Source organism: Chloroflexota bacterium (genome assembly GCA_023475225.1).
Lineage (GTDB): Bacteria > Chloroflexota > UBA6077 > FW602-bin22 > JAMCVK01 > JAMCVK01.
The window spans coordinates 139038-159967 of the sequence record JAMCVK010000028.1; the positions used below are offsets into that span (position 1 = coordinate 139038).

A 20930-nucleotide genomic window follows, 5' to 3' on the forward strand; every position below is an offset into this window, starting at 1 on the left:
GCGCTGGGCCTTCTTAAACGTGGAATAGGCAAAGGGATAGGGGCAATTGAAACGACGAATCTTCGGCGAGCATCACTGGCAGATGACCTGTCCCTTCTGTGGGTCGGTGGGAAGACCCGTATCACACGCTCTGGGCGCATGCGTGGAGTGCATCCGCAGTAGCCCTGGCAAGGTCCTCCCTCCGATTCTCCACTTGCACGCCCAAAGTCGCCGGGAGTTCGGCCTCCCCATCGCCCCACCTCAGGAGGCTGACGGGGTTATCTGTCCGCTCTGCCAGAATGAGTGCCGTATCCCGCCGGGGGGTTTGGGGTTCTGCGGGTTGAGAACTAATCGGGAAGGCAAGTTAGTTCACCTGGCAGGCATCCCTAGGAGAGGACTTTTACACTGGTACTATGACCCGTTACCCACCAATTGTGTAGCCGATTGGGTTTGTCCAGGCAACCGCCAATATGGGAGGAAAAACTTAGCCGTCTTTTATACCGCCTGTAGTTTCAATTGTCTTTTTTGCCAGAACTGGCATTTTCGTGAGAGCTCAGGCAGACTCGCTATGAGTGCCGAGGAGCTGGCCGCCCAGGCCGATCCCCGTACCTTCTGCATCTGCTTTTTTGGGGGTGATCCAACACCTCAGATGCCTCACGCCTTAGCTACGGCCAGGCGCTTAGCTAAAAAGGTGCGCATCTGTTGGGAAACCAATGGCTCTATGCATCCCCAAATTCTTGAAGAAGCAGTCGAACTCTCTCTATCATCTGGTGGCTGTATCAAGTTCGATCTGAAAGCATTCAACGCTGATCTTCACGTAGCCTTAACCGCTACAGCGAACAGACGTACTTTAAGTAACTTTGAGTTAGCGGCCAGATTTATTCCTGAGAGACGAGAACCACCATTGCTCATCGCCAGTACCCTGCTTGTGCCTGGCTATGTGGATGTAGCAGAGGTGAGCCACATTGCTCATTTTATCGCCCGCCTCGACCCGATGATCCCTTACGCTCTACTTGCCTTCTGCCCTAACTTCTACCTGCCAGATCTCCCTCCCACCTCCCGCCGACACGCTGAGGAATGCTTCCAGGCGGCCACACGAGCTGGTCTGACCAATGTCCGCATCGGAAACGTGCATCTTCTCACCAATGAATACTAGCCGTTTTATTGAGCAGATGAAATCGATAGAGATATTAGGGGTAAGAATAGACGACATCACCTACGCCGAGGCAATCGCTATTATTGGCGATTTCATCCGCTCTGGTCAGCCACACCAGGTAGTAACCCCCAATCCTGAATTTATCATGGCTGCCAGGAAAGATGGGCAATTCAAGGAAATCCTAAATGGTGCTGCGCTGGCGATACCGGATGGCGGGGGGCTTCTTTTGGCGGCTAGGATCCTCAATCAAGGGTTACGGGAACAGGTACGAGGCACCGATCTGATTTACAACCTGGCCGAGCTGGCAGCGAGGGAAGGGTACTCCTTTTTTCTTCTTGGGGCCACCCCAGGTGTAGCTGAGAAGGCAGCTCTATCCCTGCAAAGATCATACCCCGGACTGAGGATCGCTGGCACCTACGCTGGAGCGCCAGACCCTCATTATGACGAGGAGATTGTCAGGATAATCCGAGGTGCCGGACTAGTGGACATCCTCCTGGTCGCCTATGGGGCACCTGCTCAAGATAAATGGATCGCCCGCAACCTGGCCAAGTTACAAGTGCCAGTGGTGATAGGAGTGGGAGGAGTCTTTGATTACCTCTCGGGGACAGTGAAACGGGCACCGCTCTGGATGCGTCAGGCCGGTCTCGAATGGCTCTATCGCTTAATCAAACAGCCATGGCGCTGGAGACGGCAATTGGCTTTGCCTATGTTCATCCTCACTGTCCTACAGACCAGACTCAGGTCAACGGTCCACAGAGGCGCTCCCGTATCTACGGAGAGCCAGGGCGACCAAAAAGATGGTGAAGATAAGAGCAGTGCCAGAGAATAGGTACAACTTTTGAATACTGGAGAGAGCCAAGGCGAGCCAGCCGGTAGTAAGGCATAGGCCATATAATAGAAAAACGATACGCCGTTGCGATATGCCGATGGCGAAAAGATGATGCGGTAGATGAGCAGAATCTCCGCCCACCAAAGGTGAGCGTCGGCGAATGAGACGCTGGATGATCACCAGGGCCACATCAAGAATGGGGATGCCCAGAACCATCAGGGCCGTAGCGATCTTGGCCCCACCTATGATGGCTAAAATGGCCAAGCTGTAGCCAAGAAATAGCGAGCCGGATGTGCCCATAAATACCCTGGCCGGGTTAAAGTTATAGGGAAGAAAGCCGGCGCAGGCACCAGCTAAGGCCAATGGCAATACCGCAATCGTGTATTGTTCTAGCTCAAAGCTGCGCACAAACAGGATGGTGGCCGCAATAATAGTGACACCAGCGGCCAAACCATCCATCGTGTCCAGAAAATTGACTGTATTAATCAGCCCTAAGATCCAGAAGAAGGTGAAGGGCAAGGCCACGTAGAGAGGGAGATTCACGATCCCTCCAAAAGGATTGGCTACATCGTCGATCAGTAACCCAAAGGAGATGGGCACTAAGGCGATGAGCGCTTGAGCCCCCAGCTGGGGTAAGGGACCAACACGTTTGATATCGTCCCATAGCGCCGCAGGTATGATGAGCAAGGCCCCCAAGAGGAACCCATATATCCTTAGATACTCCGGAAGAGAGCGAGAGAACAGGAGCAGGCTTAACACTAGCGCCACCATGAAGGATAAAACTATTGCGTAGCCACCAGTACGAGCTACAGGACAGGACTGTATCTCCCCAGCCCTTGGCCTGTCTACCAACCCATAGCGGGCACCCAGGTGCCTGGCTAAGGGGGTAAGGGTAATCGATACAAAAAGGGCACCCAGAAAAATCAGGGCCAACTCCAACATTACCATCGACACGCTCCCGGCGCTGCCTGCAGCAAAGCGAACAGCTTATGTTTCAACTTATCCCCTTCCCCCCTATTCAGCCAACGCCTTAACGCCGCCACCTCGCGCCTAAGCTCCTCCATAGAGCGAGGGTCGGATTGCAGATTCCGAATCTTGAGAATCCCTGGGTAATCTGAGGCGACGATCTGTTCACCAGCATTGATCAATTCCTCGTGCAGCCGCTCCCCGACACGCATCCCCACATATTTGACCTCGCACTCCTCATCAGGCAGACCAAGCATCTTCCACAACCTCTGAGCCATAGCCCTGACCTCGATGGGGGCACCCATGTCAAGTAGGAGTATAGTCGGAGAATCAGCTACGCAAGCAGCATAGGCTAAGAGAAACAGCGCCTCTCGCATCGTGATCCAATATCTGGTCATCTCCGGATGAGTGACAGTTAATGGCAGACCACTCCTAATTTGCTTCAGAAAGGTCTCGATCACACCGCCCCGCGCTCCCAGGATGTTGACCAGTCGGACAATGCTGAATTGGGTATCCGTCTCTTTAGCATACGCCTGTAGCAAGATCTCGGCCATCCGCTTAGTCGCCCCATAGACACTAGGAGCATTAACTGCCTTGTCTGTCGAAGGATAGACTACCTTCCCTACCTTCGCTTCTATCGCCTGCTGGATGACATTCAGAGTGCCCAATACATTCACGGCGATGGCTTCACCAGGGTTTTCTTCAGCCAGGTGAACGTGTTTGTACGCTGCTAGATGGAAAACGACATCCGGTTGCCGTTCCTCAAAAACCAGGCGCATCCTCCTCCGGTCACGGACATCAGCCAAGACAAACCCGAGGGAGAGATTACCACCAGCCATACCGAGTCGTTGCTGCAGTTTAAAAAGTGAATCCTCGTGGTTATCCAGCAAACAAAGTTCAGCGGGATGAAGCGCACACAGCCATTCGGACAGGGCCACCCCTATCGATCCACCAGCCCCAGTAATTAGCAGGCGCTTATGGGCTAAAGCCTGAGAAAGGACAGTCATGTCTATCCGCAGGGGGGGCCTCTCCAAAAGGGGGTCGAGGGATAACAAATGATTCGAATCCTCGTTTCCCACAAATCTAGATTCCACGACCCTCCCCTCCTCCACCGCACAGCTGACGAATGCAGGTCATTTTTTGCTGTGCCTGGCGCATATATACAGCATGGTTGGGATCCGGCTCAATCACTTCAGTAACGAGGAAATGGGCCTGGGGCAGCAACCGATCCACGACCAAGTCCAGGTTGATCTCACCCTGATCGTAAGGCATGCCCTCTCCCAGCAGGCCAGTGGCGTTAGATATATGTACCTCATAGATACGCTCTCCTAGCGCCGTTACATACTCCTCGAGTGTGCCGACCTGGGATACACCCTGGTAATAGTGCAGAACAGGGACTAGGTCCTGCTCCACCTCCCCCACGTCGGTGCGGAGTGCATTGCAATAGAGTTGAGCGTGTGAGACATCCAACGTTACCTTAAGCCCCTCGAGCTTGTCGGCGAAGAAAAGAAGGTCATCCGGCTTGACGCCGAGTCCTGAATAGACGAATCTATTCTCTCTCATGCGGGCTATAGGAGGGATATTCTCAATAGTCGGCACCAGCCCATGCTGGAGGCACAATTCGACATAGTACGTCAGGAGCGGCAATGCCCTCGCTCGCCTCTCTTCAGGGGAACCATGCTTAAAATGAACAGGGTTGGTGGTAGGCGCGATGACGTGAATGACTGCGGCCTTAGCCTTGATGCTGAGTCCGATGGACACCAGGCGCCGAATGACCTCCCGATTAGATTCACTGTTGTTGGTGACATCAAAGAAAGAACCATCCAAGGAGCGCAGGGGACCCTCCACAAGATAATCGAATCCGGGAGGGGTTATGCAGCCACCCAATCTGGCCGTCAACTCCTCGTGCCAACCCGACCCGGAGACATCTTTCACATCGAGGTAGAGTTCCAAACCCTCGGCCCAGGGTTCCTGCAATCTATCCTGTAGCTGTCTTTTGATCGGTCGTGCTTTCAAGGCAATCTTGGCCAATTTGTTTGAGCCAACTTGCATATAACTCCAGTCCCGAACGAAGCGGCACTAAGGGTTTGTAACCAAGCTCCTTTTGGGCACGGGTGATGTCCGCCACATAACCACAGGCTGGGCGATCACCAAGCACAAGCCTCAGCGCCGATTTCATCCCTGTAACTTCTCTAATCAATAGGGCCAACTCCTCAATGGAGGTAGCAACACCCGTGGCAATATTATAAACCTGTCCGGCACAAGCGGGGTTTTGTAAAATCAGGGCTATAGCCCTGGTGACGTCAGCCACATAGGTGAAATCTCTCAGCTGCCGTCCCTCCACAACCATCTCCAGACCGGCCAAGGCCCTTTGGAGGAGAATGGAAGCTACCCCACTGGAATCACCGCTGATCAATTGTCCCGGTCCATATACAGAGAAGAAACGCAGGATCACCGTAGGCATGCCGTACAGAGTGTTATACATTTTAACCCAGTGTTCAGCTACCAACTTAGAATATCCATATGGATCTCCCGGTTCTTTAGGAGCATCCTCAGCCAAGGGGAAAGGCTGAGGCTGATATATCCTCTGACTGGAGGCAAAAAGGAAAAGAGGCTTAGTCTCCCGGGCCCCTTCAAGGATATTCAGCGTGCCCAAGGCATTGATCCAGTTGTATAAGAAGGGCTGCTTGTAAGAGAGGGAAACCTCCGACAGTCCAGCCAGGTGAATGATAGCCTCACCCCTGGCTGCGATGCTTCTCGCCTCCAAACTATCAATGGCACACTGATGATGTTCGCTCACCAAAGAGGATACCCGCGTCTTACTGGAGAGGGTGATCACCTGATGACCATCCTCCACCAACTCTCGCACGAGGTGCTGGCCGATGAACCCCGTACCCCCGGTAACAACAATCCTCACCCTTGGTCCACCTTCCCTTCTCTCTGGAGAAAATGGTCGATCACCTCGCCAAGCCCATCCTCCAGGTTACGCTCGGGCCGAAAACCGATAGCCGGGAGCGAGGATAGCACCTGAACCGTCCTTGGATCATCCATCGTTTGATCCATATATCTGATGCTAACCACGAGCCCACGCTGGGCACCTAGCCCGGAGACGATCCGGGCTACGGCCCCGATGGTAGTCGTCTCGCTGACCACATTGAGTGGCGTGTAACCACGAAATTGCCCGTTGGTGAGCACCAGTTGCATGGCCCGTGAGGCATCGGCTACATGAATGAAGCCGTGAACCCGGCCATTTTGCACGACCAGCTCCTCCCCCCATACAGCCTGGAGACAGAACTTATTAGGTACGGTCATAAAGCGATAATCGTGTTTCATCAGCGGACCGAGCCCATAAACTATACCAAAACGCAAGGAGAAGCAGTCCAATGCATATCGAGAGGCATACATCTCGATCAGCTTTTCCACATAACACTTCGATAGATGGGCCAGGTCTTGGAAACATCCATAAGGTGTATCTTCACGAACGGTGTCAGTTAAATGGTCACCGTACACCTTCAACGAGCTGGCGAATACCAGGGACTTAATCCCATAGTGGAGCATCGCCTCTAAGAGCAGACGTGGGGCCAGTAAGTTGGTATTTTCTGTGTATCTAACACTGGCTGCCGACGGATGGGCGCTGGATTGGGCTGCCAGGGCGAAGACGGCCCCAATCTTTGGACCAAAGGTGAAAGCCCGCTCCAAGGTTCTCCGATTGGCCACACTTCCCCTGATGAGATGAAACCCTGGTCGTTGCTGCAAGCGCTGTACAGCTTTAGAGTCAGCGGAAAAGAAATTCTCGACGGCCACCACCTCCTGGCCATCCGCCAGGAGGTCTTCGACCAGCTTAGCCCCCATATAACCAACACCCGTCACTAAAACGGCCATAATCTCCCCTAGCGCTTACATTAATATTGCCCCCTGCGCGCCACAGCGCCTGCATCATATCAGCTTGTCCCTTGCAGGGCAACCTTGACCGAGAACGGTGGGTAGCGTATGGAAAAAAGTTGATTCGTACGGAGGGCGAAGTGTGAGCGCTATCGGTTGAAGGAGGAGATAGTCTACAGAGGGATACAAGAGGCTGAAAATTTCAAGGGAAGCGTTCTATACTTAAGTAATAGGACAAGGGACTACGGCCATACCCTCTTTTCAGATAGGCTGCAAATATAACCAACTTTTGGACGCTACCCGAACCTGCTTTGAATCTGCTAGCGCTCATAGGGTGGCAAGTCAGCCACCCCTGGGTACGGTCCCTGCCTGCCCTCGCTCACAGCGACCACTGACTAAACTGGAACAGACCGGAGGTCTCTTTCTATAGTCGTGAGGCACGTGTAGCCGTCCGCAGTAATGAGGGCCGTATCTTCTACCTGTAGTCCCCCGAAGCCCAGCTCATAATAAGGAGTCTCGATGTTGACCACCATGCCCTCTTCAAGTACGGTAGCATCATTTGGTGCTACCAATAAGGTCTCATACAGATCCAGCCCTATCCCGTGCCCACAGTGATTGCGTTTATAGTGGGGGATGCCTGCCTGGCGTACAGCCTTAACGGCCACCTCGAATATGTGCTTAACGGGAACGCCAGGGGCTAGCTCACGCAGCGCCCTTTGTTCACCCTCCAGAATAGCCATATAATAACTTCTTTGCTTCTCGGCTGGTTCACCCAGGATAGCCGTCCTGGCTATATCCGAACAATAATGTTCATACCTGCAACCTACATCGAAGCGCAAAATATCCCCCTTTTCTAACTTCCTATCGCTCGGATGACTCGCAGGATAGGCACTATTCTGTCCCCCGGCTATAACAGTGAATAATGGTCGAGCCCCACCCGCCACTACAGCTTTCTCTAACTCTCTAGCCAGTTGCGCCTCTGTCACACCCACACGGGCAGCAGCCAGGGAGTGCGCTACAGCTGCCTCTATCACGCCAATAGATCTTCTGATCCTCTTTATTTCCTCATCAGTTTTTACCTGCCGAATGCGTTTCAGTAAGGCATAAGCAGGCTTCAGTTCGACTTTATCCAGAGAGTTCCTGAGTCGGTTCAGATGATCATCAGTCAAGTTTCGCTCATCGATACCAATCGTTCCCCTCACTAACCCCCTCTCGTTTAGAACCTTAACTAGGGTGTCTATAGGATCCGGCTGGCAAGGATCTTCTATTATCTTTCTTATCCTTTCGCTCCATCCCTCTAGCTTTGTGCCCGTTGTTACTATGTGAAACGTCCCATAGGGAATCAGCTCATAGCCTTCCGCAAGAGCGTCGATGGCCAGTCCGACATTGCCTAAGGGCATAATTAAAACAGGCGCTATAGCCTCGTCCTTGAATAACACCACGTATACCTGAACATCATGCCTTAGCGACCAATGGGTGGGGCTCCAGGATTGACTGGTGTAATATACATTCTCCGGAGTGGTGGCGATCAGCGCCTCAAGGTGCTGTTCTTCCATGATTTCATAAGTACGCCTTTTATTAAGCAACAACTCGATAGCTCCTAAAGATGTGTTTGCGATCGAAACCGTAGTTCAGCCATAAGCGGTTCTAAGCTATCTAATGTCTCCAAGATGGCTATGAGATCTAAGATCTTCTTCCTCTTTTCTACACTTAAAATCTCCGAGGTACAGGCTGTGAATTTACCCAAGAGCTCTTCCATAGACATAGCCCTTTCCGGTTCCCCTTTAGCGTGATCCTGCTTATAGGTATAGCTCGCCCCATCTTTGGTGACTATGGTGACCATCGCCGGGCGTTTTTGGGGAACCAAAGCATCCAGAGCAGGGTTCTTCTTAAGTGCCACTATCTGGGCGAGTGCCCGTGTTGCCGGATCCCAAAGATTTTCCAGGGATCGCTCAGCCAGGGTGAATCGACCGTATCTTATAGCTGTGGCTACACAGAACTGCAGACTGCTATCTGCCCCAGCGATAGTCGTTGGCTCCGGCAGGTTACACTCGTCGAGGGCTAGTGAATAGGTATCAACGACGACCCTTTCCACCTGCCTGAAATCTATCCCATATCGCTTCACTAATTCAATGGCCGCCTCGATGGCCGCATGGGTATGGCGGCAACTAGGATAGGGTTTAAAATAGACCTCTTCGATACGGAATCTTTGACCCAACTGCAGCGTCGCCTTCTCTGTATCCTGTCCATCTGACATCGCCCGGAAAAAGCCTTTCTCTCCTTCTATTATGCTCACCGGTCCAGTGAAACCCCTCTTTCCCAGCAGTGCCGCTAATACCCCATTCCTGGCTGCATTACCCGCGATCAGATAGGTACTCATACTTCCTGTTACTGCGTATTCCATCAATCCCCCGGCGATGGAGCCAGCCAGGCCTAAGGCGTCCAATGTTTGCTCCCTTGATAGACCGAATGCCTTGCTCGCAGCGAGGGCCGCGGCCACGGTGCCAACAGTTCCGGTAGTGTGAAAACCTCTTTTGATATGAGAAGGATTTATCGCCTCGCCGATGCGGATAAACGCCTCATAGCCCACCACCAAGGAGACCAATAACCCTTTTCCATCGATTTCTGCCGTCTCTCCGGCCGCAAGAATGGCTGGAATTACCACCGTCCCTGGATGTCCCTGGGCTACTCGGCTACCATCGTCAAACTGAAGGCTGTGGCCTAACACGCCATTAGCTAGAGCGGCATTCAAGCAGCTGTTCCGGCCTTGAGCCCCGATGACACTGGCACTACCAGAACAGTCCTCCTCTGCTACTAGAGACAGGATATGTTGCCCCGCCTCTGTCCCGGTTCCACCTATAGCACAGCCGAGAAGGTCAAGCAGGCACTCTTTGGCCTTCCGGACAACGCTGAGGGGAAGATCAGCAAAGTTCAAGTTCAGGGCAAAATCAGTCAGCTTCTCTGTGATGGTCTTCGACAACCTAGCTCCTCACCTCGCCATAAGATGGCAACAAATCCATAAGCTCTGAGATATTCCTCATATCCTCGAGAGCAAGAATGGCCGAAATGACCTCCGTAGCACGCCTCTGGCTGAGTATCTCAGAGGTTAGATCCTTGAATTTACCTAGGAGCTCCTCCTCCGTGACCGGATTTCGCGGATCACCCTTAGGAAGATCCACTCGGCTGATGACCCCTCGTCCGTCAATCAACCTGATCCGAACTATAGTAGCCGTTTTATCCGGATAGATATTAGTTAGTTCTTCGTTTTCGCTAACCCTGACTTTTGCCGCCAAGGAGTGCACTGCTGAATCTCTTATCCGCGAGCTCGAAAACTGGCCAGGGGTGACGGCCCTATCTATGATGGCCACCGACGTTACATAGGGGATACTAAACTGGCAGGCTACAGGGGTGCTAGAGGTAGTCGTGCGCCTATCCCCCAGCAATTTGGCGGCCAGGCTATAGGTCTCGACTATTACCTCTTTGATCTCCTCGACTGCTATCTTGGTACTTGCCACAGCTTGCAAGGTTGCCTCAGCTGCCCCGTGAGCATGCCGGCAGGCTGGATAGACCTTAAAGTAGACGTCCTTTACAGTGTATCTCTCTCCTAAGCCCTCCACCAGACGATCAAACTTGGGGTTGTCGCTGGTGAGATTAGGGAAGCCGTGGTCTCTCCCGGGGGGGCCCTCTAGTGGACAAGCAGTAAAACCCCGCTCAGCTAACATAGCCGACTCAATACCCATTCGCGCCGCCTGTCCGGAATGGGCCGGTTTGATGGTATATCCTCCCCACAGATTTTCGGCCGTGGAGATCGGCAGGAGAAAGGCAGCGATACCCAAGGCGTTAAGCATCAACTCTCGATCGAAATTCAGAAGCTTACCTACGGCCAGAGCCGAGCCACATGTTCCTGCTGTACCAGTGGGCAGAAAACCTTTGGCCAAATGAGTGGGGTGCATAACCGCGGCAATTCGGTTGGTCGCCTCGTAGCCCACTACTATCGAAGTCAATAAATCTCTTCCATTGACATTCCTCTGTTCAGCCACAGCTAGCGCAGCTGGTATGACGACACAGGGATGGTCATTGCCATATCTCCAACCATCCTGAAGCTCCAGTATCTCCGACAGACTAGCATTGGCAAAGGCAGCACTCCGTGAGGAGGTCTTAAAACCAAAACCGAGAATGGTGGATTCCGGTCGGTCCCCCATCTCGTTCACGAACTCAGCTATTCTTTGGCCATCAACTGTGTTCGAGGCGGCGAGGATCGTTCCCAGATTATCAAGGATACAAAGCTTTGTCTTTCGCAAAACATCAGCGGGGATATCTCCGTATCGCAGATCGGCACAGAACTCGACCAACTTCAAGGTATATTCCATCGTAGCGCTGCCCTCACATCTACCTGACCAACAAACTCCGATCAGCCTTCGTTAGCACTTCACATCCATCTTTTGTAACTAAAACAGTCTCGCTGAAACCGATGCCTCCCACACTGGGAACAAGGAGAACCAGGGGCAAGTGGAACACCATGCCTGCCTGCAACATTCTAGGATCCCCAGGCTTGAGATCCATAATATGCCCTTCAGTCCAGCCCGGTGGATAGGCAATTCCAATAGAGTAGCCAGTCCGATGACGGAAACACTCCGCGAGGCCGGCCGCGGAGACGACTTCTCTAGCCGCCTGGTCTACCTCCCCAGCCATGATCCCTGGCCGCATCGTCCTAATAGCGCCATTCACAGCGTTAATGGCTGCCTGAGCAGCCTTATCAATTATTTCTGAGGGCTGACCGACCACTACTGTTCTCATCAGCGCCGCATGGTAGCGTTGCACACATCCGGCCAACTCAAAGTAGACGACATCCCCCTTTTGAATCCGTCCACCAGACCAGGTGGCATGGGCAAAGCCAGATCTGGTCCCAGCAGCAACGAAGAATGGATTAGCGATATATTCGCTCCCATTGCCAATTGAGGCACGATAGGCTTCGATAGCTAAATCGTTCTCGGTTGTCCCCTCACGCACAGCTTGTATTGCTGCTGCCATGCTGATACTGGCGATCTCAGCAGCCTTCCTGATATATTCAATCTCCCTCTCCGATTTCACTAACCTGCTACCCTCAATGAGCCCAGAGCAGTCTTTTATTTTTGCCTCAGGTAGGGCAGCCAGCAGCCTCTCAAAGTGCCTGATAGTTACAAACTGACAGTCCTTCTCTACCCCGATACGTTTGTCCTGCAACTTCGCTTTTGCCAAAGTCGTCTTTAAAACTTGGATAGGGTCTTCGTTATCATGATAACTTACATAGCCATCAAGCCAGGAGTAAGCCTCAACATTAGGTGCTTCGAAATGACGTACAACCATCATCGGTTCGCCATCCTGGGGAAGGAGCAAGGCCTGGTAAGTCCAGTAACCGGTAGTCGTGTATCCAGTTAAGTAATAAATGTTCTCCTGAGTATTCACGATCATAACGTCAAGCTCTTCTTCAACTAATCGTTGTCTTACCCTCGCCAGTCTAGCCCTATATTCGTCCATAGAAAATGGCAAGTCATTGCGCTCCCTCACCCTAGCACCTCCGAATCAGCTTACTGTGTGGCACCCCTTCGGCCTATGGTATAACCCTCCCCTCGATCAGGTCTTTTTCTAACAACCCGGGGGGTCGCTGCTCAGGAGCACCGTATCCTCCCCCACCTGGAGTTCTGAGGCTAATGAGATTTCCTTTCTTGATGAATGTGGTAGTTTTAGATTGTAGAATCCGTTGTTCTTTCGTGTTCGGGTTCAGCACAAATAGGCCCGGCCTCCCCTCCCCCCCACCCAACATCCCCTTAGGACCAAACTTCACTTTGTCCGACCTTATCATTAAAGTGGCTTCGTCACCCAGGAACCTGATGTCCCTTCGTATTCCCTGTCCACCCCTATACTTCCCCACTCCTCCAGAATTCGGTTCCAACTCGTAGCTTTCGAGAAGCAGGGGATACTCTATCTCGATGGCCTCTATCGGGGCGTTCATACAGTTGGAAAGGTGAACATCCACACCACCGATGCCATCCTTATTTGATCGAGCCCCATAACCACCGGCCACCACCTCGAAGAACACGTAATGCTTGTTCTCGGTTATACCCCTGCCTCCAATGCTGATAACGGTATTCCCATGGCTGCCAGCAACCACCTTATCCGGGATAGCTGGGGCCAGCGCCTGGAATATCACATCCACGATCCTATAGCATGGCTGCATGCGCCCCCCACAGGCCGCTGGGGAAATAGGATTAACCACTGTTCCTGACGGCGCAAGGACATGAATAGGACGAAGGCAACCGTGATTCTGGGGTATCTCTGGATCAGTAAGACATCTTATGGCGTAATATACAGCTGACCTTGTAGCTGTAAGAGGCGAATTGACAGCCCCCCTTACTTGCTCATCCGTACCTGTGAAATCCACCCAGATCTCCGTTCCATCCACGACAACTGTGGCTACTATCCTCACCGGTGCGTCACTCTGTCCATCTCCATCCATATACTCCTCGGCTACGTACCGGCCATTGGGTATCCCACTGATCTCGGCTCGCATTCGCTGCTCAGAATAGTCTACGATTCGCCTGATACAGTGGCGAACAATCGCTGTTCCATAATTACGCAGGAGCTCCAAGAACCTTCGTTCTCCTATCTTATTAGCTACCACTTGGGCCCTCAGGTCTCCAAGCGTCTTATCCGGCTCCCTGACATTAGCCGCGATCATCTTTCTGAACCAATCACCCATTTCATCTTTGGCATATATTTTAAGAGGAGGGATCACTAAGCCCTCTTGGAAGAGCTCTGTGTTGTTTCCCCCCACGCTACCCGGGACGTTCCCCCCCACATCTATATGGTGGGCCACATTGCCGACGAAACCTACCAGTTCATCCCCATAGAAGACTGGCGAAAACATCATGATATCCGGTGTGTGTTGCGCCCCCCTATATGGATGATTACTAGCATAAATGTCTCCAGGCTCGAAGGCAGCGCTGTATTCGGCGATGATCTCCTTGAGCCCGAATTCCATAGAACCAAGGTGTATGGGGATAAACTCGGCTTGAGCGACCAGCTCCCCTTCGGGACCGAATACGGCACAAGAACAGTCCTTTTCCTCCCGAATAATGGTGGAATAAGCCGTCCGTTGCAGCCCTACCCCCATCTCTAATGCCGCCGAGATCAGGGCATTCAGCACTACCTCAACCGTGACGGGATCAACTCTGTCCACCCAGCCGTCTCCTTTCGAAATCCAGCACTAACATCAATAATTAAGTTTCGATAGGCATCCAAGTAGGCTCTATGCCTCGGATAGATTATAACCGTAGAATCCTTTTGCTCAATGATGGCTGGGCCCTCCACCACGTTTCCGGGCTTCAAGCAAGTCCTTTCATACACGGGGCATTCTATGAATCCCCCTTCCGGATCGAACGATGCCTGTCTTTTCCCCTTTAAGGCTAACCTCGTATCGCTATCCCCAAGTGCCTCTCTCTTAATCGGAGGCTTGGCCATCAGTCCTAGTGTACTCACCCTCAGGTTAACCATCTCGACCGGTTCCTCTTGAGCACAATGCCCATAGATTTGCTTATGTCTATCATGGAAGCGCTTCTCGATAAGGATCAGATCCTCAACTGAGAGCATGCTTGCTGGTACAGGCACATTCACTTCGTAGGCCTGCCCTACGTACCGAACATCGGCCGTAAGAACCAGGCGAATCTCCGTTTCAGCAAATCCCTCTTCCCCTAGAACTTTCATACCTTCCATCTTCAGTCTGGCGTAGTGAAAGTTTATTTTTTCTAGATCAACTTTATCCAGCCTTCGGAGATATGTTTGAACGAAGTCGTGTTTTATATCCGTGACAAGGAGCCCAAAGGCAGATAACGCCCCCGGCAGCTCTGGTATAATCACCCGAGGGATACCGAGGATCTCCGCCAGCTTACCCGCCTGCACTGGTCCAGCTCCACCGAAAGCCACAAGGGAGAACTGCCTTGGATCATAGCCCCTCTCCACCGATACAACCCGGATAGCATTGACCATATGGGCATTAGAGATGGCGACGATGCCGTGAGCCGCTTCAATGAGATCCATGTCTAGCTTACTGACTACATTACGAGAGATGGCCTCTGCTGCTGCTTTGGCATCCAGTTTTATCTCCCCACCCAGAAAGTAGTTGGGATCTATTCTTCCTAGCATTACATTAGCATCAGTAACCGTCGCCTGATCGCCACCCTTTCCATAACAGGCCGGGCCGGGGTCTGCCCCTGCACTTTGGGGTCCAACTTTTAGGAGCACGCCCATCTCCACCCTGGCCATGCTCCCCCCACCAGCCCCAATGGTGTGAACATCAATGACTGGAAACCTGAGGGGGAACTCGCCCACTTTACCCTCAGTTGTTACTTCGGGAACGCCACCCTTCACAAGGGAAACATCACAGCTAGTCCCACCCATATCAAGCGAAATTATATTGTGGTAGCCAGTAGTCTGAGCCAGGTAGCTAGCCCCAATCACCCCGGCGGCTGGCCCAGATAGGACCTCAAAGACGGCCTTCTCGCAAGCCACTTTGCTACTAGCCACTCCACCGTTGGATTGCATCACGTGAAGAACGGTATCCACACCCATCTCCCTGAGCTCAGCCTCTAATTTTCCTAAGTACCTATCCATCACGGGCATAAGATAAGCATTGAGTACCGTGACGCTCATCCGCTCATACTCCCGAAACTCGGGAAGCACTTCGGAAGAGAGCGAGATATAGGCTTGCGGATAGACTTGCCTGATCACCTCGGCCACCCTTGCCTCGTGATTTGGGTCCAGATAAGAATGTAAGAGGCAGACAGCGATGGACTCCGCTCCCCGCTGCCTCAGACGGTTCACCGTCTCTGAGATCTCCTCAGCGGTGGCTTCCCGCAACGTCTCCCCTTGGGCATTGATCCTCTGAGAGATACCTACCCTCATATCCCTAGTTACTAGGGGCTCTGGCTTATCATACAAGAGGTCGTACAAAGATGATCTGTTTTGACGACCTATCTCTAGGATATCCTTGAAGCCCTCGGTGGTGATTAAGCCAACCTTAGCCCCCTTCCGTTCCAGCACCGCATTGGTACCCACCGTTGTCCCATGGGCGAAATGACGGAGACGAGCAGGTTGAAGGTTCCCCTCAGCCACGGCCTTTTTAAGGACATTAATCACCCCTTGAGAGAGGTTTGCGGGAACAGAAGGCGTCTTATGGCAGTGAATTTCGCCAGTTTCTAGGTTCAAAGCCACCAGATCAACAAAGGTGCCCCCAATATCGATTCCCACATTGTATTGCACAGTCTTCCCCTCGCAGTGCGGTAGCTAGTCTCCCTTCGCTTCGCTGGTTGACCAGTGATACGAATAGGACACCCTTATGATTCTGGCTCAAGTCCAGTCAACTTTTCCGACGACCTCAGGAGCAGGTCCTTTACGACCTTAGAACTTGAGGCTGGTTCTATGACCATATCTCCCGTGGCCAACTCCGTGCAGGCCAATCTAGGTTTGCCGTTAACCCTCACTACACAGCCCCGACAGACGCCGATTCGACAGGAAGTGTAATAGGACAATCCGCCATCATAGTTTTCGCTGATATACTGGAGGACATTAAGCACACTTGTACCAGTAGTCACCTGCACCTGATAAGTTTCATAGTGCGGCTGCCCGTCACACTTTGGGTTATACCTGAAGACTGTTACCCGAATATTCTTCTGGGGCATACTCACTCCCTCGGGGGCTCGAGTCTAGTGATCACGACCGGTTCCAGACGATGCCGCATCTGACCATCTCTATTTTCGATGACAACGTTTTTCAGCCAAGAGTGATTGTCCATCCCTGGAAAATCCTTTCGGTAGTGTGCGCCACGACTCTCGGTTCTAGTAAGAGCGCTGTGCGAGATCGCTTCCAGCAAAGTTAGTAAGTTTTCTATTTGTAAACATTCGATCCACTCTCGGTTGTATTCCCTTTGCTTAGCCGCACAGTAGCTCCTTGGGATAGCCTCTCGCCATATGCCCTGGATATGAGCAAGTGTGCTCTCCAGGGAAAGCCCGTTCCTCAAGACACCGGCGGATTCCCAGGCCAGCTTTTGTAACTGCTTCTTGAGGTCATAGGATCTAACACCGCTATCACGCTGGATGGGGCTGAATATCCTATCCTGTAAAGCCCTGGCCTGCCTCGGATCAACCTCACGATGGTGTATTCCCTTAGCATAAGCGGCGGCGAATTGCCCCGCTCTAGCGCCCTGGACTACTATCTGGGTGAAGGCGTTGCCAGTAAGTCGGTTAGCGCCGTGCAGCCCACCCGCCACTTCTCCAGCAGCGTACAACCCCTCCAGAGTCGTCTCGCACCGCTCATTAATCCTGATCCCCCCCATAAAGAAGTGGCTAGCTGGACCAACCTCCATAGCATATCCTCTCTTTATCTCCTCGACGAGGCTACGCAAGGAAAAACCCTTAAAGGTCCAATCTGGCTTTAAATGAGCATCTTTACGCTCAATGGGGTAACGTTCAATAAGGTTATAAGGCAGATGAGCGAAGGAGAGATAGACCCCTCCTGAGGGGCTTCCCCGCCCCTCCACTACCTCATTCATGATGGCAATGGCCAGAATATCTCGTGTCGTCCGCTCCTCCCGTTGAGGGTCCCAGTCTCTCATAAATCTATAGCCATATTTGTTTAGTAGCCAGCCCTCCATGCCACCCACACCGGGGCCGATAAGGAAGGGGAAGGTCAGCCCTAGCCAAGCCGGAGGATCAACAAAGGTGCAGGGCAAGAATTGGACCATCTCCATGTCTACTAGCTCGGCCCCAGCACGCCAGGCCATGGCTTGACCGTCGCCCGTCAATTCCTCAGGAGCAGTCGTTACGGGATAAAGCCTCATTCCTCCTCCGGTGGCCAAGATCACGGCTCCCGCTGCGATAGAGATAAACTCCCCCCGACACAGGTCCAGTCCTACAGCACCAACCACTCGACCGTCTATAATAAGTAGGTCTGTTATCATTACGTCTTCAACGATTTTGACCTTAGTTCTCTCTAGTTGCCTCTTGAAGACCTTGATCATATCCGCCCCACTTATGTACACCCCTCGCGGATACCTGTGGCCCGGACCATGCATGAAGTTAGTAATTTTCACTCCCATGTCCACTAGCTCCCTGACCCGGATGGGAGCCTCCTGGACATGAGCCTCCACCAACCTCTGGTTATTTATGTACTTACCCTCCACCACCATATCCTCAAAGAAGCAATCAACGCTGTCGCGGGGATCACCAGGCAATCCCAAAAGCTCCTTCGCTGACCTGCTATCTACATTAATATCAGCCCCACCAGTGATCGTGGCTCCGCTGTGGCCGAAGCGGCCCTTGGTCACCATAACTACTTCAGCACCACACCGCAAGGCTTCTATGGCCGCTCCGGCGCCCGCTCCCTCGCTGCCTATAATCAGCACATCGGTTCTCAACATTCCCCTTGCTCCTCCTACCTAGATAAGGAAGGCTCCTACCGGACTCTTTATCAATTGCACCACGTTGTTATAGGTCTGCCTTATGTGATGCTTCATCAGCTGTTCAGCCAAATGGGCGTCCCTGGATTTGATAGCCTGAGCTATATCCTTATGCTCCTGCATCGAGACTGGGATACGGCTGGGGATACTAGCAGATATGAAGCGCAAACGATGGATTTGCCCATTCAGCTTGTGAATGATACGCGAAGCCCGGCGGTTTCCTGCGGTCTCCAGAAGCAGGGCATGAAATTGATTGTCAGCTTTGAAGGCAAGTTCGACACTATTCTCCCGAATAGCTTCGTCCAACAGAGCAACGATCTTCTCCAGTTCGGCCAGAGAGTCAGGCGTTATGCGCTCGGCAGCCAATCTGGCCACCATCCCCTCCAGAGCCTCACGGATCTGAAAGATCTCAGTCACATCATCCACATCCAAGTCAGAAATGTAGGCGCCTTTGTGGGGAGCTAAGATCACCAGACCGTCATCTTGCAATTGCTGTAGAGCCTCCCTTATGGGGGTTCGACTCACACCTAAGGCAGCGGCGAGCTCACCCTCAACGATGGGGTTTCCTGGCTTAAGCTCACAGTTGATTATCTTTTCCTTAATAATTTCATAGGCACGTTGCTTCAGCAGCCTAGAGCTCGGAGCAACGGGATCAACGAGGGGGCCAGTACGCGCTGCTCGATTCATCTCTAATAAGTCCTTGACATTTATCAAATTGTATGCTATATTGTATACAATATAGCATACAATTATAAGGTTGTCAAGAGATTCTATGTCAAAGCAAGCGTCAGCCATCCCTATCACCTATAGGTCATTGCTTGCTGATGCCGTCAGATCGCTGACTCGGCGTACCCAAATAGGCAATCTCTTATTAATTCTGCCGGCCTCGGCCTTCCTCACCGGGCTCTTCGCCTATCCCCTTATGCGCATATTTATGCTCAGCCTCTTTGACCCCGACCTTACCCTAAAGCACTACGCCTATCTACTTCAGAAGCCCGCTTATATCGCTGTCCTCCTGAACACATTCAGGCTCGCTTTTACGGTGACCCTCTCCTGTTTAGTCCTTGGATACCCATTCGCTTACCTCCTGGCCAACGCCAGCCCTCGTGTGCGGAATATATTAATGATCGCCGTAATCCTCCCCTTTCTGACCAGTTTGTTGGTCCGCACTTATGCCTGGATGGTGTTATTGGGAAGAGAAGGACTTATAAACCAGTTATTATTGAAGTCTGGACTTGTCTCATCTCCACTACAGTTAATGCATAATTTCATCGGCGTCCATGTCGGCATGGTACAGATTCTAATTCCCTATATGATCCTACCCCTTTTCAGCGTGATGGTCGGTATTGATAAGAGCTTACTAAAGGCCGCTTATAACCTGGGGGCAACACCATTCCAGGCGTTTTGGAGAATTTTCCTACCTCTGAGCCTTCCCGGTGTAGCTGCTGGCAGCATCCTGGTCTTCATTATCTCCCTTGGTTTCTTCGTCACGCCTGCCCTATTGGGCGGATTGCGGGACACCACGATCTCAATGCTGATTGAAACTCAGACCAGTCAGCTATTGAATTGGGGCTTCGCCTCGGTCCTCGCCGTGGTGCTCTTGGTCATCACCCTTCTGCTAGCTACCACCTTTAACCAGTTCCTCGGCTTGGACAAGATATGGGGAGGGAGAACGTGAGGGGCGTGGCTTGGGTGCAGACGGTGACGAAACCAGGCCATCCTGGGGTTGGCTGGGGAATGATAACCCTTCGTCTCCTTTGTGGCGCTATCGTAATTTTCTTAATTCTCCCTATCTTTATAATCATTCCCATCTCCTTCAGTTCATCGCTATATCTAGAGTTCCCACCCAAGGGTTTCTCCCTGCAATGGTATCAAGATTACTTCGGAGGTCCGGGCTGGGTACAGGCCACCCTGCTCAGCGTAGAGGTGGCTAGCGTAGTCATGATTCTCGCCACCATTCTGGGCACGTTGAGCGCCTTCGGGTTTGTCCGGGGACGATTTCCAGGGAAAGGGCTCATCTATGGCTTTATCCTATCGCCCTTAATTGTTCCCTCAATAATCACGGCTATCGCCGTTTATTTCCTGTACGCCAGCCTTCGTCTAGTTGGCACAGCCCTCGGGATGATCCTGGCCCATACCGTCCTGGCCATCCCCCTGGTTGTAGTCATCGTATCGGCCACCCTGGCCGGCTTTGATACCTCGCTAGAACGAGCCGCCATGAGCCTTGGTGCTAATCCTTTGCAGACATTCCGAAGGGTCACCTTACCCATTATCAGCCCGGGAGTATTTACCGCAGCCATCTTCGCCTTCCTCACTTCATTCGATGAGGTAGTGATCGCCATTTTCATTGCGGGCACAAGGGCGGTGACCCTGCCCAAGAAAATGTGGGAGGGCGTCTGGCTAGAGATAAATCCGACCATCGCGGCCGTGTCTTCCTTTTTGATCGTATTGACCGTTTTGATCCTGGTTACAACGGAATTATTAAGAAGTAGAATGGCACGCCTCAGCGGTTAAGAGATTAATAGAACCACGCAGGTGACTTTCTTGGGGCCAGCAAGAGAGCCTAGATACCTGGAAATCGCGGGGCGTAGACGGGCCGCCTAAGGACCAAGGGGCTCACTCTGACC

18 protein-coding genes are annotated in these 20930 nt (G+C 52.3%); 4 read left to right on the forward strand and 14 right to left on the reverse strand.

Annotated features, from left to right (window positions below):
• The first annotated feature begins 46 nt into the window (after nt 1–46).
• Entirely contained in the window at nt 47–1135 is a 1089-nt protein-coding gene (locus M1136_07045; protein ID MCL5075390.1) for a radical SAM protein, read from the forward strand.
• Nucleotides 1092–1964: a WecB/TagA/CpsF family glycosyltransferase gene (locus tag M1136_07050; GenBank protein MCL5075391.1), complete on the forward strand. Its 873-nt coding sequence runs from the start codon at nt 1092–1094 to the stop codon at nt 1962–1964. Before M1136_07045 ends, M1136_07050 begins: the two co-directional genes overlap by 44 nt.
• Here the strand turns inward: M1136_07050 and M1136_07055 are convergent.
• From M1136_07055 to M1136_07120, 14 genes are all read right to left on the reverse strand, one after another.
• Nucleotides 1878–2912, reverse strand: a complete 1035-nt coding sequence (locus tag M1136_07055; GenBank protein ID MCL5075392.1) for an undecaprenyl/decaprenyl-phosphate alpha-N-acetylglucosaminyl 1-phosphate transferase — start codon at nt 2910–2912, stop codon at nt 1878–1880. The two genes, M1136_07050 and M1136_07055, sit on opposite strands and share 87 nt — an antisense overlap.
• Nucleotides 2906–4024, reverse strand: coding sequence for a polysaccharide biosynthesis protein (locus tag M1136_07060; protein ID MCL5075393.1), 1119 nt, complete (start codon nt 4022–4024; stop codon nt 2906–2908). Before M1136_07060 ends, M1136_07055 begins: the two co-directional genes overlap by 7 nt.
• Nucleotides 4014–4982, reverse strand: a complete 969-nt coding sequence (locus tag M1136_07065) for a TIM barrel protein (GenBank protein ID MCL5075394.1) — start codon at nt 4980–4982, stop codon at nt 4014–4016. Before M1136_07065 ends, M1136_07060 begins: the two co-directional genes overlap by 11 nt.
• A complete protein-coding gene (locus M1136_07070; protein MCL5075395.1) occupies nt 4909–5847 on the reverse strand; it encodes an NAD-dependent epimerase/dehydratase family protein in 939 nt (312 codons plus the stop codon). The genes M1136_07065 and M1136_07070 overlap by 74 nt, the downstream gene beginning before the upstream one ends.
• Nucleotides 5844–6812 carry an NAD-dependent epimerase/dehydratase family protein gene (locus tag M1136_07075; protein ID MCL5075396.1) on the reverse strand — a complete coding sequence of 323 codons (969 nt, stop codon included), beginning with the start codon at nt 6810–6812 and terminating at the stop codon, nt 5844–5846. Before M1136_07075 ends, M1136_07070 begins: the two co-directional genes overlap by 4 nt.
• A 395-nt stretch (nt 6813–7207) precedes the next feature.
• The gene (locus M1136_07080) at nt 7208–8401 is read right to left on the reverse strand and encodes a Xaa-Pro peptidase family protein (protein MCL5075397.1); all 1194 of its coding nucleotides are present in this window, start codon (nt 8399–8401) and stop codon (nt 7208–7210) included.
• Nucleotides 8402–8412: 11 nt separating this feature from the next.
• A complete protein-coding gene (locus M1136_07085; protein MCL5075398.1) occupies nt 8413–9792 on the reverse strand; it encodes an MmgE/PrpD family protein in 1380 nt (459 codons plus the stop codon).
• A 1-nt stretch (nt 9793) separates the two neighbouring features.
• On the reverse strand, nt 9794–11182 hold the full coding sequence (locus tag M1136_07090) for an MmgE/PrpD family protein (GenBank protein MCL5075399.1): 1389 nt from the start codon (nt 11180–11182) through the stop codon (nt 9794–9796).
• Between the two features lie 19 nt (nt 11183–11201).
• Nucleotides 11202–12359 (reverse strand): Xaa-Pro peptidase family protein, encoded by a 1158-nt coding sequence (locus M1136_07095; protein MCL5075400.1) that lies wholly within the window; start codon nt 12357–12359, stop codon nt 11202–11204.
• A gap of 43 nt (nt 12360–12402) precedes the next feature.
• Nucleotides 12403–14031 carry a hydantoinase B/oxoprolinase family protein gene (locus M1136_07100; GenBank protein ID MCL5075401.1) on the reverse strand — a complete coding sequence of 543 codons (1629 nt, stop codon included), beginning with the start codon at nt 14029–14031 and terminating at the stop codon, nt 12403–12405.
• Complete coding sequence (locus M1136_07105; GenBank protein MCL5075402.1) at nt 13998–16109, reverse strand: hydantoinase/oxoprolinase family protein; 2112 nt, start codon at nt 16107–16109, stop codon at nt 13998–14000. The genes M1136_07100 and M1136_07105 overlap by 34 nt, the downstream gene beginning before the upstream one ends.
• 74 nt (nt 16110–16183) lie before the next feature.
• On the reverse strand, nt 16184–16528 hold the full coding sequence (locus tag M1136_07110; protein ID MCL5075403.1) for a 2Fe-2S iron-sulfur cluster-binding protein: 345 nt from the start codon (nt 16526–16528) through the stop codon (nt 16184–16186).
• A 2-nt stretch (nt 16529–16530) separates the two neighbouring features.
• Nucleotides 16531–18264, reverse strand: coding sequence for an FAD-binding protein (locus M1136_07115; GenBank protein MCL5075404.1), 1734 nt, complete (start codon nt 18262–18264; stop codon nt 16531–16533).
• A gap of 18 nt (nt 18265–18282) precedes the next feature.
• Nucleotides 18283–18990, reverse strand: a complete 708-nt coding sequence (locus tag M1136_07120; GenBank protein ID MCL5075405.1) for a GntR family transcriptional regulator — start codon at nt 18988–18990, stop codon at nt 18283–18285.
• An 85-nt stretch (nt 18991–19075) separates the two neighbouring features.
• On the opposite strand from M1136_07120, the gene M1136_07125 reads away from it, so the two are divergent.
• Together M1136_07125 and M1136_07130 are read left to right on the forward strand one after the other, a co-directional pair.
• Nucleotides 19076–19981, forward strand: a complete 906-nt coding sequence (locus M1136_07125; GenBank protein ID MCL5075406.1) for an ABC transporter permease — start codon at nt 19076–19078, stop codon at nt 19979–19981.
• Nucleotides 19978–20817 (forward strand): ABC transporter permease, encoded by an 840-nt coding sequence (locus M1136_07130; protein ID MCL5075407.1) that lies wholly within the window; start codon nt 19978–19980, stop codon nt 20815–20817. Before M1136_07125 ends, M1136_07130 begins: the two co-directional genes overlap by 4 nt.
• Nucleotides 20818–20930: the final 113 nt, after the last annotated feature.